Source organism: Pseudomonas sp. SJZ080, from assembly GCF_007828295.1.
Lineage (GTDB): Bacteria > Pseudomonadota > Gammaproteobacteria > Pseudomonadales > Pseudomonadaceae > Aquipseudomonas > Aquipseudomonas migulae_A.
The window spans coordinates 119,004-133,904 of record NZ_VIUK01000002.1; the positions used below are offsets into that span (position 1 = coordinate 119,004).

Sequence of the window (14,901 nt, forward strand, 5' to 3'; positions counted from 1 at the left end):
GCACCGCATGAAACAGAAGCGGGTCGCAGTTGGAACCTGTTAGGCGACAAGCTCATTGATACCTTGATACGCCAGGATGATTTGGTGGACTTGGGACACAATAAGAGATGTCATCGCCTCCGCCATCTTATATACGACAGAGCTCTGATTTTTCAGGGCTTTGTCGTTTCTGGCTTTTAGAAAAAACCTGCCAGCCCACACTTCAGCCCACACCCTGGATGAAGTATTGCTTTTCGACCAGCGGCTAACTTTTCGAATGGTCTCTTGCCTACACCTACAGGCCTAAAGAACGGGTTTAGAGGCAGCTTCCGCAGGAAGCGCCGGAACGGAAACAGAGGTTGTGATCTCTCTTTCGACGCAGCCCAACACACTACGCGCAAACAAAAACGCCGCTCAGTACAGACAGTGTGAAAACCTGGCAATCTGCTGGCCGGTTAACGCCATGCTCCGAATTGCCTTCTGCTTCGCTTAACAGCATCGGCATCCTGGATTCCTGATTACGCAGCTCAATGGCTGGCCTATCGGTTTCCCCTGTCAACGCTTCACCCTGCACCTCACGGTGCAACATGCATGACTCGGGATCTGGTTGATTCGCCATTTCTTACCAGTATCGAACTTTCATCGACTATCCTCCGACAGCTTTAACTGGCGCCCTAAGCGACCGGTTATATCGGCCTGGGGCACGAACACCCAGCTCCAGTGGGACTACGACCACACGGCGACAAATTTATGCGCAACCGTACGGGACTCGTCTTCAATCCATATAACCTGCTCACTGCATGTTTAAGTCTGATTTCGACATATTGATCGCTCGACAGGGCCAGATCCAGACACATGGACCGGAATACTCATGACGATAGAGAGCGGCGTATCCGACCTCATCGAGCAAGCGCAGCGTGCGCCAGCAAGGCGCGTTACAAGGTGTAGGAAATACCGACTTGCACGGTTCGTGGCGCACCCGGATAGGCGTATACGTTGCCGAACGCACCTTCTTCGTAATCGCGATCAAACAGGTTTTTCACGTCGAGATTGAGCCGCACCTTGTCATTGATCTTGTAGAAGCTGAGCAAGTCAACGACGGTGTAGCTGCCCATCGAAAACGCGGTGTTGGCGGTTTGCCCAGCGCGCTCGTCGACGTACTTGAGTCCGCTGCCCAGGCCGAGCCCCTTGAGGGTACCGTCCTGGAACTCATACATATTGAGCAGACTGAAGCTGTTTTTCGGGATGTTTAGCAGGCGAGTGCCAGAGCGCAGCACGTTATCTTTGGTCACCACTGCATCGACATAGGCGTAGCCGCCGATCACGCGCCATTCGGGAGTGATGTTACCGGCGACGTTGACGTCGAAACCGCGGCTGCTCACTTCACCGGCAGCAACGCTGAAGGTCGAATCAACGGGATCGGTGGTCAAAACGTTACGTTTCTCGATCTGATAGATCGCCGCATCGACACTCAACTGCTCATCCAGTGCTTCCCACTTGATACCCATTTCGTAAGACTTGCCCTTCTCCGGCGCAAACCCACCGCCGAGACGGCTTGCCCCGGTGTTGGGCTTGAACGATCGCGCGGTGTCGGCGTAGACCGCTAATGTCTCGGTCAAATCGTAGGTCACGCCAATGCGCGGGGTCACCGCGTTGTCACTGGCCTGCCAGCTCTTGCCGCCCGGCACGTAGGTTTCGTAGTCATGTTCGAAACGTTCGAAACGCGCCCCTGCCAGCACTTTCAGTTTGTCGGTCAGTGCCACCTGATCCTGCACGAACGCGGCATACGTCTTGAGGTTTTCCTTGTCATGAGTCGGCGTTCGAGTCAGCGCCGGACGCGGCTGGCCGTACACCGGATCGAAGATGTCGATCGGGTACGCGCCGACAGCACCGCTGGAGCGTTGAATGATCGACTTGTAGTCGTAATCTTCGTACTCGATACCGGTGAGCAAAGTGTGCTGCAAACCAGCGGTATCGAAATGGCCGGTCAAATTGAGTTGGGTGTCCTTATCGGTCCATTCCAGCTTGCGATAGTTGAAGTTGCGCCCCAAGGTGCGGCCGTCATCGGCAATACCGTTGGCCTCGACCGCGTTGCCCTTGAGCGAACCATCAAGCCACTGGAAGCCGCCTCCCAGCGTCCAGTCGTCATTGAGCATGTGCTCGAAACGCAATTGCGCCATGTTGTTGTCGTTGTGCAATTTGCCAACGTCTTTTTCGCCGAAAAAGCTGTCTCGGGAGGCGGTGCCAATCTGTTTGGCGTAACGCGTAACGCCACGATCCAGAGGCGCGTTGTTGCGCATGAAATCGCCTTCGAAAATGAGCTTGGTCGCATCGGTTGCCTGCCACGTCAGCACAGGAGTGATTCCGTAGCGCTCGGTTTCGACGTGATCGCGGAAGGTGTCGCCGCCCTCGCCCACTACGTTCAGTCGATAAGCCAGGCGGCCTTCTTCGTCGAGCGGGCCGGAAGCGTCCAGCGTGCCGCGCTTCATGCCCTGATCGTTCAATTGACTGCCCAAGGTGACGGTGCGCTCGGGTAGCGGCTGTTTGGAAACTACGTTAAACGTCCCGCCAGGATCACCCCGACCGTAGAGCATGGTTGCCGGGCCGCGCAGCACTTCGAGTCGCTCGATGGTGTTGGCATCCGGCATGTTCGGGTAGCCGCGGTTGATCGGAAAACCGTTGCGGTAAAACTCGCCAGTGGTGAAGCCACGAACGGTAAACGTGGTCAGGCCCTGCCCACCGAAATTGTTCGCCCGCCCCACGCCCCCGGCGTAGTCCAGTGCTTCCTGCAAACGGGTCGCTCCGAGATCCTCGACCGCATCCTTCGAGACTACACTGATCGATTGCGGGGTTTCATGGATCGACGTGTCGGTACGCGTGGCGCTGGCCGAGCGCGTTGCCCGATAACCCTGAACCGGCCCGTCCGCCCTTTCGTAATTCGCGGTACCGACAACATCGGTTGCGTCCAGCTCAAGCGTTGAGGGGGCTACATCCGTTTGTTCAGCCCATGAGGAAGACGACAACGCTTGCAGTACACAAATGGAAAACAGGGTTCGACGCATGGAGAGGGAAACCTTTACGAATAGGCCAATGCACAGGGTAAAAACGCCAATAAAGACCCGTGCATGCTATACAAAACCATTCGCAATTAATACTTATTCCCATTAGTGCACATGAACAACTCATCACGTCATTCGGAGAATGGGCGAAACGAGCGGTGCGCCATCCACTGAATTTTCGCTGCGATGCTTACGTGATGCTCTCTCACGCGCCCTCTCTACCAAGCCAAAGAGCGGCCTCCTTCCAGGCTCCAACCGTCACAAGCTCTTCTAAAGTTTCCAACAGAATTTTTTCCCAACTCAACGCCAGGCGACTGTTTCTGCGCTCCCTGAGCGTAGTGAGCGAAACGGTAGACCGGATGCCGGGTCTCTCAATGGCATGCCCCACCAGAATGCCATTGGCGATATCCTCCTGGACTGCGGCGTGGGCAAGAATCGAATAGCCCATGCCTTCGTTCTCATACTCGCCAGCCGTTGGCGCCTGGGTCGCGGCAGTTCTCGCTGCGGATTTACCCGGGGCGTTGTCGCGGAGTGCCTCCTTGCCGAGCCCTTCAGCTCTCCTTGACTAACTGCGCAAGCAGACTCGTTTCAGGCTTTTTTGCGAAGACCTTCTGCGGCAGCAGCAGCCAGGCCAGTGCCGGCAGCAGGATCAACGCGCCGAGCATGTTCACCAGGAACATGAAGGCCAGCAGGATGCCCATGTCCGCCTGGAACTTGATCGGTGACAAAGCCCAGGTCGACACCGCGACCGCCAGTGTCATGCCGGTCAGCAAGACCACTTTGCCGGTGAACAGCAACGACTGGTAATACGCTTGGGCCAGGGTATCGCCGGCACGCATTCGAGCCAGGATCACGCTCAACACATAGAGCGCGTAGTCAACGCCGATACCCACGCCGAGTGCGATCACCGGCAGTGTCGCGACTTTCACGCCCATGCCCAGACTCACCATCAGCGCCTCGCAAAGAATCGAGGTGAGCAGAAGCGGCAGCATTGCACAGAGGGTAGCGCGCCAACTGCGGAAGGTCAGCAGGCATAACAGGCTGACCGCACCGTAAACCCAGAACAGCATCTCGTTCATGGATTTTTTCACCACGATGTTGGTCGCGGCTTCGATCCCGGCACTGCCGGCGGCCAACATGAATTTGACCTCTGGCACCTGATGCTCAGCGATAAATTTCTCGCTGGCCTCCACTACCCGATTTAAGGTATCTGCCTTGTGATCGGCCAGGTAAACGTACAGCGACAGCATCGAGCAACCTTGATTGAACAGCTCCCGCGGCGCTCGGGTCTGCACCGCACCCAACGCGCCGTCATTGGGAATCAGCTCATACCATCTGAAGTTACCTTCGTTGTAACCCACCGTGGCGATCTTGCTCAGCGCCGCCATGGAGGTGGTCGACTCCACACCCGGTAGTTGCTCCAGCTGCCAGGCCAGCGCATCTACCGCAGACAGGCTGGCGTAGCGCGTGCACTGATCTTCCGGGGTCTTGATCATGACCACGAAAATATCCGAGCTGGCCGCATAGTTGCGGGTCATGAACAGCGCATCGCGGTTGTAGCGCGAGTCGGCGCGCAGCTCCGGTGCGCCGGGATCAAGATCACCAATTTTCAGGTGCAGGCTCACGGCAAAACCGAACGCGGCCAGAAGCAGGCCGCCCAGCATGGCGCCAATGGCCCAGCGCCGCTGGGTGAACAGATCGAGAAAACGCCACAACGGATGCTTGATCTGCGCCTGCAGCTCGGCGGTTTCCGAACTCAGGCTGCGTTGTGCCGCTGCCGGGCTGACACCGATATAGCTGAGCAGGATCGGCAGCAGAATCAGGTTGGTGAAGATCAGCACCGCCACGCCGAGGCTGGCGGTGATCGCCAGGTCCTGAATCACCCGAATATTGATCAGCAGCAACACCGCGAAGCCCACCGCATCGCAGAGCAACGCGGTCATGCCGGCGGCAAACAATCGGCGAAAGGTATAACGCGCGGCCACCACCCGATGGGTGCCGCGACCGACGTCCTGCATGATGCCGTTCATCTTTTGCGCGCCATGACTCATGCCGATGGCGAACACCAGAAACGGCACCAGCGCCGAATAAGGGTCCAGCTCATAACCGAGGATGGCGAGCAGACCGAGCTGCCAGAGCACCGCCACCAGCGAACACGTCACCACCACCAAGGTGCTGCGTGCGCAACGGGTGTAGCCATAGAGCACCACCACAGTCACCAGTACCGCCACCACGAAAAACAGCAGTACCTGGGTCAACCCCTCGATCAGATCACCGACAATTTTGGTGAAACCGGTGATGTGAATTCGCAGATCATCGGTCTGGTACTTGTCCCGCAGGGCTTCCAGTTGCCGGGAAAACTCGCCGTAGTCCAGGGCTTTGCCCGTCTGCGGACTGATTTCGAGCAAGGGCACGAAGATCACACTGGACTTGAAGTTGCCGGCCACCAACTGGCCGACCTCGCCAGAACGGGCGACGTTGGTCCGCACTTGTTCGATGCTGGCGGCAGAGCCATCGTAGTCGTCGGGGATCACCGTACCGCCATCGAGGCCCTCCTCTGTCACTGCGGTCCAGCGCGTGGTCGGGGTCCATAACGACTTCATATAAGGCCGATCGACGCCCGGCAGCAGGTAGAGCTCATCGTTGAGCCTGGCCAGGGTGTCGAGGTAGTCCTTGCTGAATATATTGCCCTGCTTGACCTCCACGGCGATCCGCAACGAGTTGCCCAGGCCACTCAACTCGCTGCGATTTGCCAGGAAGTTGGCGACATAAGGGTGTCCAGTCGGGATGGTCTTCTCATAACTGGCGTTGATGCCGATGCGCGTTGCTTGCCAACCGAGCAGCAGAGTCACCAACAGACACAGCAGGATCATCAGCGGTCGATGGTTGAAAATCGCTCGCTCGGCGAAGTTGCCCGAAGCCTGGTCAAAGTCTTCCAGGCGGCCGATCACGGTTTGGGTTTTGTCGTCTTTCAAGTCTGACTCCTGTTGCACGGGCCTCGGCCCGATAGCGCTACACCGTGAAGTTTCAAGGTTTGCCGGACGCCCGCGGATCCTGGTCAGCGGCCACGCCACTCAAACCGACGCTGGCCAGACTGCCGTCGGCCGCCTGCTGCAGGGCCGCGACCGTCGCGCCGCTGCGGCTCTGACGTTTGTCGAAGCTGCGGCCCTGGTCATGGCTGAACAAAAATTCACCGCTCTGGCTGACCATTAGCAGGCTGCCGTCACGCAGTTCGATGGCGGTCGCAAGCGTTGAGTCGACGCCGGTGTCGAGGCGCCGCCAACGGTTGCCACGGTCATCGGACCACCAGGCGTTGCCGCGCAATCCATAGGCAATCAAGGCGCCGCTGCGGGTGCCAAGCAAACCGAAAAAGCTGCCTTCATAAGGTGATTTCAAGGCCTGGAACGAATGCCCGGCATCGCTCGAACGCAACAGCAAACCGCGCTCCCCCACCAGCAGCAGGTCATTGCCCGAGGCACGGATGCCATACAGGTTGAGGCCCTGCGGATTGGCCACATGCTGCATCCAGGGTTGCCAGTTTTGCCCGCCGTCGTCAGTGCGGTAGATCTGGTTGTAGGCACCCACGATGTAGCCATGCAGCCGGTCACTGAAGTACAGGTCGAGAAACGGCTTGTCCGGTCCGTCGCTCAGCAGATGCCGTGCCTGTTCCAGGTTGCTGGCGCCATCCGACTGATCGGCATCACGCTGCGCTGCCTGCACTGCCAACTTGGCAGCACCTTCGCCGTCGAGTTGCTTGTGCCAGGTTTCACCGCCGTCCTCGCTGTGCAACACCACACCCAGATGACCGACCGCCCAACCCTGCTCGGCATCGACGAATTGCACCTCCGTCAAGCTGACGCTGACCGGCACACTGGCCTGGCGCCAACTTTTCCCCGAGTCGTCCGAGAGCAGCACGATGCCCCGCTCTCCGACCGCCACCAAACGCTCCCCGGCCCGGGCCAACCCGAGCAATACCGCGCGCGGGGCCTTGGCGGTCAGCAACGCCGGCTGCTGCAGCACCGCGAACGTCGCGGCTTGCGCAGCCATGGACGTGCTCGCCAACAGACACAACGCCAGGGCGCAGACACCCCATCGCAGGCGAAAACTCGCAAAGATTTTTTCAACGTTCATGTCTTTATCCCGCTTGGAAAATCGCTCGCGACCGCGACGAGCTTCTCGCCCGTCGCAGCCCCCCAGGGTTCAACGCATGTTTTCGTTGGCCATCGCATCCGGCGTGAAGTAAGAGGCCGAAGGCTTCGCGACTTTCTGGTACTGAACCGCCAGGTCATTGCTCGAGGAGTTGAGGAAGTAGGCGCCGGTGTCGAGGTTGTAGCTGCCCCACATGATCTGTGCGGTGAGCGCCGGCAGGTCCGGTGCCAGCAGCGTCAGCGAATACATCTGGCGTCCCAGTTTGCCCTGGGCGTCATACCCGTCGGCCATCAGGATCTGCCAGGAGTCCTCGTCGATGTAGTAGGTCCGACGCGGCACCACATGGCGCTTGCCGGATTTAAGCGTGGCCTCGACCACCCAGACCCGATGTTTCTCCCAGCGCACCAGATCGGGATTGAGGAAGTTCTGTTTGACCAAATCGTCGCTCTTGGCAAGACCGGCGCGGTTGTTGTTGTAGGCGACGATCAGTTCTTTCTTGCCCATCAGCTTGAGGTCGTAGCGATCGGTCGGTCCGAATAGCATGAACGCCTCGTCGAACAGACCGACCCCGGAGGTGACGAAGTCCGGGGTGTCGTAGGCGATGTTCGGCGCCCGGCGCACACGACGCTGGCCAACCAGGTACTGCCAGGCCGCACGGTTGGCCGGGTCCAGGTCCCAATGGGTCATCAGGCCTTCGCCGGCCTTCGACGACGGCAGTTCGGTCAACAGTTTGCCGATCAGGTATTTGCCGGAAAAATTTTCCGGGCTGCCGTTTTCGACGTAGTAGGGAAACTGGTAGGTGTACTGGGCACGGGTCGCCTGGACTTTCTTGCCGCCCGCCGTCATCAGCCAGGTGTCGAAAGGCGAGCTGATGGTATCGCCGCCCTGCCAGGACAGCCGGTAGTTCCACAGGACTTGCGCGCCGTTGTCCGGAATCGGAAACGGGATGCCGCCGTAGGCGCTGGCGACTTTCTCGGTCTCAACGTCCAGCGTGGCGCGGAGGGCATTCTTGGCGGTGTTGTCATAGACCCATTGCGGGGCCGCTGCCGAGCGATGGGTCGGGTAAACGTCCAGCCGGTAGTCCGGGTATTTCTTCAACAGAACCTTGGTTCCTTCGGCCAGCTCGCTGGCGTACTGCTCCATGTTCGAGGCCTTGATCGAGTACAGCGGTTTCTCGCCGGCGAATGGATCGGGACGTTTGTCACCCGCCTTGTAACCCGGCGCAACCTTGGTGTAGCCGCCATCCCAGGCCGGGATGCTGCCATCGGCGTTGCCGGCGCGCTCGCCGCCAAGGGGTGTCAATTCGGACTTCAAACGGGCCGACTGTTCGGGCGACACCGCTGCCTGTGTCAGGCTCATGCCGGCAAGGGCCAGGGTGAGGACGCACGTGTTGAGAAATGCTTTGTTCTGCATGGCGAATCCACCTTATTAGAATGAGGTTTTCACGTAGAGCGAGACGAAGTCGCGGTCGGCCAGCGACTGCCCGTAGCTGAAATTCCCGTCCTCGCGCAGCCCGGCTTTCGGCGCACCGAAGAAGTTCACGTAGTTGAGGCCAACATCCCAGCGCTGCAGATAAGTGGCCTTGAGCCCGACACTCCAGTCGCCGGAATGGGTATTGCCGAAGCCCGATTTGTTAACGGCCGAAGAGCGCCCATCGAGCACCACGCCCATGCCGATCGGCACGGTCAGGTCGATCCCGTCGATAATCTGGAAGTACGCCGGCTCCACCAACACGCGTAATGCCGTCGCATCGCGGGTCGTGTTGGAATCCAGCGCCGCGGCGTTCTCGGTGACGCTCAGGGTTCGGTTCCAGGCCAGTTCGGCCAGTGCCGAGCCGCCGTCCCAGAAGGCCGTCGGTGATAACAGGTAAATCGCCGACAGGTTGGCGTGCGCGGTTTTGCCCCGAGCAAACAGCGAGTTGTCGCCACCATCGGCATCCATGCCCGGTGTCACCACTTGCAGATTGCTCACCAGCGGCGCATTCCAGCGCACAGAGGTTTCACCGGCGAAGTTGAACGGGCCATAGGCAGTGGAAAAGCTGACGCCAGCCGTCTTGATATCTTCGGCGTAGACCTGACGATAAGAACTCAGGATCGGCAACCCGGTGGCCGCCGCCGCGGCGCCGTCGAGGTAGGCGTACAGCCCAATCGGGGTTTTGTCGTGATACTGCGCGGCGTAAAAACCCAGTTCCAGTTCGGTCCCGGTCGGTTTGAAACGAATCTGCATACCGCCCTGCCCCGAGTTCTTCGGTTTCAGATCGCCGCCATTCACGGTGTCGTTGCCAAACACCTCGCGCAGCGAACCGCTGCCGTAGCCGATGGCATCGGCATCGCTCAGGTAGCTGCCGGCACCGGGCAGATTGGAACGCTCCCACTCGAACTGGTAGTAGGCGCCCACCGACAACTGCGGATTGATCTGCAACTGCCCGGAGATCTGATTGACCGGACGCAGGATCTCCTTGAACTGGGTCCCCGGCACGCTAAGCAACTTGACCACGTCGGTCGGGCCCTGGGCATTGGCAATCCCGTTGCCGCCGTAGAACAGGCTTTCACCGTAGATCAGGCTGTGCCGCCCCAGACGCACCACGCCCTGGGAGTCTTCACCGAGGTCACCGCGCAGGAACACAAAGGCGTCGAGGATTTCGCCGTCGCGGCCATGGAGCTTACGGGTCTCACTGAGGAAATGCGTTTGCTCGCTGCTGTCGGTGTCCTTGTTGTAGATATCGTCGTACCAGGCCGCGCCACTCACACGCAGCCCGTAGTTTTGCCGACTGAGGTCCATTTCGGAAAACAGGTCCAGACGGTTGGAGACCAGACCGCTACTGAAATTTTTATCGCCCTGGCTCTGGATCGAGGGATACAGGCCGTTGGCGGTCGGCGCGTTGACCAAACGGCTGTCCTGACCCTGTAGACGCCAGGCCTGGCTGTATTTGATGGTGTTGTCCCAACGCAGTTTCCAGTCGGAATCACCGAGGTCCATTTGCATGGCCTCGACCCTTCCGACCATCACACCTGTGCCGCATAACGCCAGAAACAGGGCGCAATGCTTGAAACGAAAGCAACGTTTAACGTTGTCCATGGACGCTCCTCATTATTTTTATTTTTGGCATGGCTTTGCACGCATCGCGCCAGCCAACACGCTCGGGTAGCGGCTTGCGCCGCTGTCTACGGGTGTCCGTTTCAGATGTAGGTGGAGGCCAGGCCGCCATCGACTGCCAGGTTGACGCCGTTGATCCAGCGCGACTCGTCGGCACACAGGAAAGCGATCACCGCCGCCACCTCGTCGGCATAACCGGGGCGTTTCATGCGATGGGCATCAGCCTGGGTCCGGGCCTCACCGAGCATGCTTACGAAGTCGCCGAGGATCGGCGTGAAAACCGGGCCTGGCGCCACGCTGTTCATGCGCACCGAATGCTCGAGAAACCAGGGCTGGGCCTGCACGTAGTTCCAGACGATCAAGGCTTCCTTGAAATACTGGTAGCAGGTCTCGTCCGGTACCGGGTGTTCGGCCAGCCAGGCTTGCGCGGCGGCAAAATCTTCGATGCTCGCCAGCGCCTTGTGCAGGTCCAGGCGCTGCGGCCATTCGGCACCGAGGATCGAGGCGATATTGACGATGCTGCCGCCAGCCGTGATGCGCGGCAGTAGCGCGCTGCTCAGGTGGCGCAACCCCAGGTAATTGACCTGCGCCAGCAGTTGCGGATTCGCGGTGCCCGGGACCCCGGCGATATTGCACAGGCTATCGATCCGTGCCGGTAACTGCGGCAACAGCCGGTCGATGCTCTCGGCACTGCTCAGATCGCCCTGGACAAAGCCGTCCAGGGTCATGTGCGGGGCCTTCAGATCCACGCCAATCACTTGGGCACCGTGGCCGCGCAGCAGGCTTGCAGTGGCGGCGCCGATACCCGAGGAGACCCCGGTCACCAGTACAATCTTGTTGTCGAGTTTCATGTTGTGTCCTCTTATTGTTTTTGTGTATTCACCCGGTTGGCCAACCACTCGCTTAGGCCGGCTCCCGTCAGAATGGGTAGCGCGGCGCGGTGTCCTTGACCGTCACCCATTGCCATTGGGTGTATTCGTCCCAGTCGGCCGGGCCACCAACGCTGCCGGCATTTCCCGAACTGCCACGCCCACCGAATGGATTGACGCATTCGTCGGCCACCGTCTGATCGTTGATGTGCAGAAGACCGCAATTGAGTTGCTCACCCATCGCCATGGCACGCCCGACCGAAGGCGAGATGATCGCCGCGGACAAGCCATACTCGGTGCGATTGGCCAACTCGATGGCCTCCTCGTCACTAGCAAAACTCACCACCGTGGCCACCGGACCGAAGATCTCCTCGTCGAACGCACGCATGCCCGGGCGCACGCCTGAAAGAACCGTAGGTTGATAGAAGAGCTGTTCAAACTCGCCGCCGGCTTCCAGTGTTGCCCCGGCACTTAAACTGTCCGTGACGATTTCATGCACACGTTGCAACTGTCGTTTGTTGATCAAAGGCCCCAGTACCGCCTCGCCGCGAGCGGCATTGCCGACCGTGATCGTCCGTGCTTTCTCTGCCAGTCTGCGGACCAGCTCTTCAGCGATCGACTCATGGGCCAGGATACGTCCGGTGGCCATGCAGATTTGCCCCTGGTGCAGCCAGGCACCCCAAGCGGCATTGCTGGCCGCCAGGTCGAGATCGGCGTCTTCGAGCACGATCAGCGAGTTCTTGCCGCCCAACTCCAGGGCCACTTTCTTCAGATGACGCCCAGCCACCTCCGCGACCTTGCGTCCCGCCGCGGTAGAGCCGGTGAACGCGATCATCCGTACATGCGGGTCGCGGCACAGCGCCTCACCGGCCACCGCTGCACCCGGCAAAACCTGCAGCAAACCTTTGGGCAGACCGGCTGCCTCGAACAACCGGGCAATGATGAAGCCACCACTGACCGGGGTCTGCGGATCAGGCTTGAGCACCACAGCGTTGCCGGCCGCTAGTGCGGGCGCCACCGAGCGCAGGGACAGCACCAGAGGAAAGTTGAACGGAGAAATCACCCCGACCACGCCATGGGGCAACCGGCGTGCATAGGACAAGCGCCCCGCCTCGCTCGGAAGAACCAGGCCATGGGGTTGCGACAGCAGACCGGCCGCCTGATGCAGCAAGACGATCGCCTCACGGACCTCATGTTCACCCTTGAACAGACTGCCGCCGCTTTCCCGAGCGATGTACAGCGCCAGCTCGGCAAAGTGTTGCTGGGCCAGTGCTGCGGCTTTGCGAAAGATCTCCGCCCGCTCGCGCGGCCCCAATGCCGCCCAGGCCGGCTGGACACGGGCAGCGTTGAGACTGGCAAACGCGATGTCCGCCGCATCGGCCAGGCCGGTGACAGTCAGCACCTCGCCGGTGGCTGGCTCGCGTACGCTATTGTTTCCGCCTAACGGGCGTATCCAGTCGCCATTGAAAACGCGTTCACACCACACCTCGTCCCGCAGAAAATCAGAGGGTTCACTTACCGACATTTCGGCCTCCCGGCTCTTGTGTTTGTCATCGCCCGACGACGCCTTGCTGAAGCGGTGAAGTCGTCTGCTTCGTGAAAGCACTAGAGCAAGGGCTGTGCCGATTTCCTGCGTGCCACCATTATTTAGATGGCGAAGGCTCTGGCCTGTGGGCTCAAGATGAGCACTCAAAGATCAGGCGAGGGTCTCGACGCTCCGCCAGCACCGGGCCACTTGTTCAAATGATAAAGTTATGTTTAATAACTATTTTTGAAGTTACTGATTTCGATCAGTCATTGCGCTCAGGGGCATAACAATGAATAACCCCCACTTGCTGTTTCCCGGTCTCGCGATGCGGGAGGAGCATTTCTCGCCCCGCGGGGACAGTACCCAGCTAGCCGAGGGCAACTCACCGACCGTGGCCGAGTTGACCGAATGCCTGTTCTTTTCCCCTGTCGACGGACGCATCTGGCTCAACGATCAGCGAATGCTGCTGTTGCACAGTTCATCCTTCGGCGCACTTCGGCGCGAGATCATCGACCGCCAGGGTCTGGAACAGACCCGGGGTCTGTTTACCCGCACCGGCTACCTGTCAGGCGCACGCGATGCACGGCTGATCCGCGAGCGTTGGCCGGACGCCGATGCCGCGGCGATTTTCTCCGCCGGCACTCGCCTGCACACCCTCGAGGGCATGACCAAGGTCGAACCCCTGCACTTCAAGTTCGACGCCGACTCCGGCTTCTACGAAGGTGAGTTCCTCTGGCATCACTCCTGCGAGGCCGACGAACATATCGCCGCTTACGGGATCGGCCAGGACCCGTGCTGGACCGAACTGGGTTATGCCATCGGTTATGTCAGCGGGCTGTTCGGCCGCCTGGTGATCTTCCGTGAAACCGAATGCCGGGGCATGGGCCACGAGATCTGCCGAGTGGTCGGCAAGACCGCCGAACAATGGGGCGATGTCGAACAAGACCTGAGTTATCTCACCGCCTCGCCATCAAGCGTCGCTCCCAGGCAGCGTCCAGCACCAGTACCCGCCCCCGATGACGACAGTGAAATGCCTGGCGGGCCAAAACCTATCGGAGCCAGCGCTGCCTTCAATGCCGCCACCCTCGCGTTGCAGCGCGTGGCGCCGACCCCCGCTACGGTACTGTTCAGCGGTGAGTCCGGGGTCGGCAAGGAGCTATTTGCCCGCCAGCTGCATCAGTACAGCCCGCGCCATCAAGCACCCTTCGTGGCCCTCAACTGTGCCGCGATCCCGGACAATCTGATCGAGGCGGAGCTGTTCGGTGTCGAACGCGGTGCCTATACCGGTGCCACCCATTCGCGCCCCGGGCGCTTCGAACGGGCCCACGGCGGCACCCTGTTTCTCGATGAGATCGCCAGCCTCAGCCTGCCCGGACAAGGCAAGCTACTGCGGGCCTTACAGGAACGTGAGATAGAGCGAGTCGGTGGTGGTCAGCCAATCAAGGTCGATGTACGGGTGGTGGCGGCAACCAACGTCGACTTGCGCAAAGCGGTAGCGGCTGGAGACTTTCGTGAGGACCTGTTCTACCGCTTGAACGTCTTCCCCATCACCCTGCCGCCACTGCGTGAACGACGCGACGACATCCCGTTACTGGTCAATGCGTTCCTGCGGCGCTTCTGCCAGGACTACGCGCGCAAACCCGCCGGGCTGACCATGCGCGCACTCAAAGCATTGCTACGCTACGACTTCCCCGGCAACGTGCGGGAACTGCAGAACCTGGTAGAGCGCGGTCTGATCGCCAGCGAGGATGGTCAAGCCATCGACCTGGTCCACCTGTTTCGCAACGAGCCAATACCCCAGGAGTTGTACTCTCTGGACGACAAGGGCAGCCTCGCGGCCATCGACCAGAGCCCCGCCAGCGCACAGCCTCGCCCGGCCTTGCTGGAAACCTTGACCCGGCTGGAGCAAGGATTCTCCATTGAAGGACTGGAGTCGCGCTTGATCGACGAAGCGTTGCAACAGAGCGAAGGCAATCTGGCTGCGGCCGCACGACTGCTGGGATTGAGTCGTGCGCAGTTCGCCTATCGGCTGAAGAAGTACCAACAGGCGTCGGCAGAGCGGGCATCCTGAAGCGCAAAGCCATTCACGTTTATCACCCCCAAAAAAACCGCCATTGGCGGTTTTTTTGTACATAAATATTTTTTAATGGATCCATTACGCATGCCTAAAACATACTCGACTTGAGTAAGTCATACCTTCTTATGCCTTATCACAAGCATT

9 protein-coding genes are annotated in these 14,901 nt (G+C 59.8%); 1 reads left to right on the top strand and 8 read right to left on the bottom strand.

Features of this window, described 5'->3' with window-relative positions; all coding sequences use genetic code 11:
* Nucleotides 1–914: 914 nt before the first annotated feature.
* From FBY04_RS03050 to FBY04_RS03085, 8 genes are all read right to left on the bottom strand, one after another.
* A complete protein-coding gene (locus FBY04_RS03050) occupies nt 915–3,041 on the bottom strand; it encodes a TonB-dependent siderophore receptor (RefSeq protein WP_145314480.1) in 2,127 nt (708 codons plus the stop codon).
* 202 nt (nt 3,042–3,243) lie between these two features.
* Nucleotides 3,244–3,486 carry a hypothetical protein gene (locus tag FBY04_RS03055; protein ID WP_256666738.1) on the bottom strand — a complete coding sequence of 81 codons (243 nt, stop codon included), beginning with the start codon at nt 3,484–3,486 and terminating at the stop codon, nt 3,244–3,246.
* Between the two features lie 103 nt (nt 3,487–3,589).
* Nucleotides 3,590–6,013 carry an RND family transporter gene (locus FBY04_RS03060; protein ID WP_145314481.1) on the bottom strand — a complete coding sequence of 808 codons (2,424 nt, stop codon included), beginning with the start codon at nt 6,011–6,013 and terminating at the stop codon, nt 3,590–3,592.
* A 52-nt stretch (nt 6,014–6,065) separates the two neighbouring features.
* Nucleotides 6,066–7,169: a YCF48-related protein gene (locus FBY04_RS03065; RefSeq protein ID WP_145314482.1), complete on the bottom strand. Its 1,104-nt coding sequence runs from the start codon at nt 7,167–7,169 to the stop codon at nt 6,066–6,068.
* Nucleotides 7,170–7,238: 69 nt separating this feature from the next.
* The gene (locus tag FBY04_RS03070) at nt 7,239–8,600 is read right to left on the bottom strand and encodes a DUF1329 domain-containing protein (RefSeq protein WP_084320042.1); all 1,362 of its coding nucleotides are present in this window, start codon (nt 8,598–8,600) and stop codon (nt 7,239–7,241) included.
* Between the two features lie 15 nt (nt 8,601–8,615).
* Nucleotides 8,616–10,265, bottom strand: coding sequence for a DUF1302 domain-containing protein (locus FBY04_RS03075; protein ID WP_084320044.1), 1,650 nt, complete (start codon nt 10,263–10,265; stop codon nt 8,616–8,618).
* 101 nt (nt 10,266–10,366) lie between these two features.
* Nucleotides 10,367–11,134, bottom strand: a complete 768-nt coding sequence (locus FBY04_RS03080) for a coniferyl-alcohol dehydrogenase (protein WP_084320045.1) — start codon at nt 11,132–11,134, stop codon at nt 10,367–10,369.
* A gap of 67 nt (nt 11,135–11,201) precedes the next feature.
* Nucleotides 11,202–12,677: a benzaldehyde dehydrogenase gene (locus FBY04_RS03085; RefSeq protein WP_145314483.1), complete on the bottom strand. Its 1,476-nt coding sequence runs from the start codon at nt 12,675–12,677 to the stop codon at nt 11,202–11,204.
* 292 nt (nt 12,678–12,969) lie between these two features.
* On the opposite strand from FBY04_RS03085, the gene FBY04_RS03090 reads away from it, so the two are divergent.
* Nucleotides 12,970–14,751: a sigma-54-dependent Fis family transcriptional regulator gene (locus tag FBY04_RS03090; RefSeq protein WP_145314484.1), complete on the top strand. Its 1,782-nt coding sequence runs from the start codon at nt 12,970–12,972 to the stop codon at nt 14,749–14,751.
* Nucleotides 14,752–14,901: the final 150 nt, after the last annotated feature.

What these genes read in the sequence shown, in the direction of transcription:
- FBY04_RS03065 (WP_145314482.1), bottom strand. Translation starts at nt 7,169, where the DNA reads ATGAACGTTGAAAAAATCTTTGCGAGTTTTCGCCTGCGATGGGGTGTC.
- FBY04_RS03080 (WP_084320045.1), bottom strand. Translation starts at nt 11,134, where the DNA reads ATGAAACTCGACAACAAGATTGTACTGGTGACCGGGGTCTCCTCGGGT.
- FBY04_RS03070 (WP_084320042.1), bottom strand. Translation starts at nt 8,600, where the DNA reads ATGCAGAACAAAGCATTTCTCAACACGTGCGTCCTCACCCTGGCCCTT.
- FBY04_RS03085 (WP_145314483.1), bottom strand. Translation starts at nt 12,677, where the DNA reads ATGTCGGTAAGTGAACCCTCTGATTTTCTGCGGGACGAGGTGTGGTGT.
- FBY04_RS03090 (WP_145314484.1), top strand. Translation starts at nt 12,970, where the DNA reads ATGAATAACCCCCACTTGCTGTTTCCCGGTCTCGCGATGCGGGAGGAG.
- FBY04_RS03050 (WP_145314480.1), bottom strand. Translation starts at nt 3,041, where the DNA reads ATGCGTCGAACCCTGTTTTCCATTTGTGTACTGCAAGCGTTGTCGTCT.
- FBY04_RS03055 (WP_256666738.1), bottom strand. Translation starts at nt 3,486, where the DNA reads ATGGGCTATTCGATTCTTGCCCACGCCGCAGTCCAGGAGGATATCGCC.
- FBY04_RS03075 (WP_084320044.1), bottom strand. Translation starts at nt 10,265, where the DNA reads ATGGACAACGTTAAACGTTGCTTTCGTTTCAAGCATTGCGCCCTGTTT.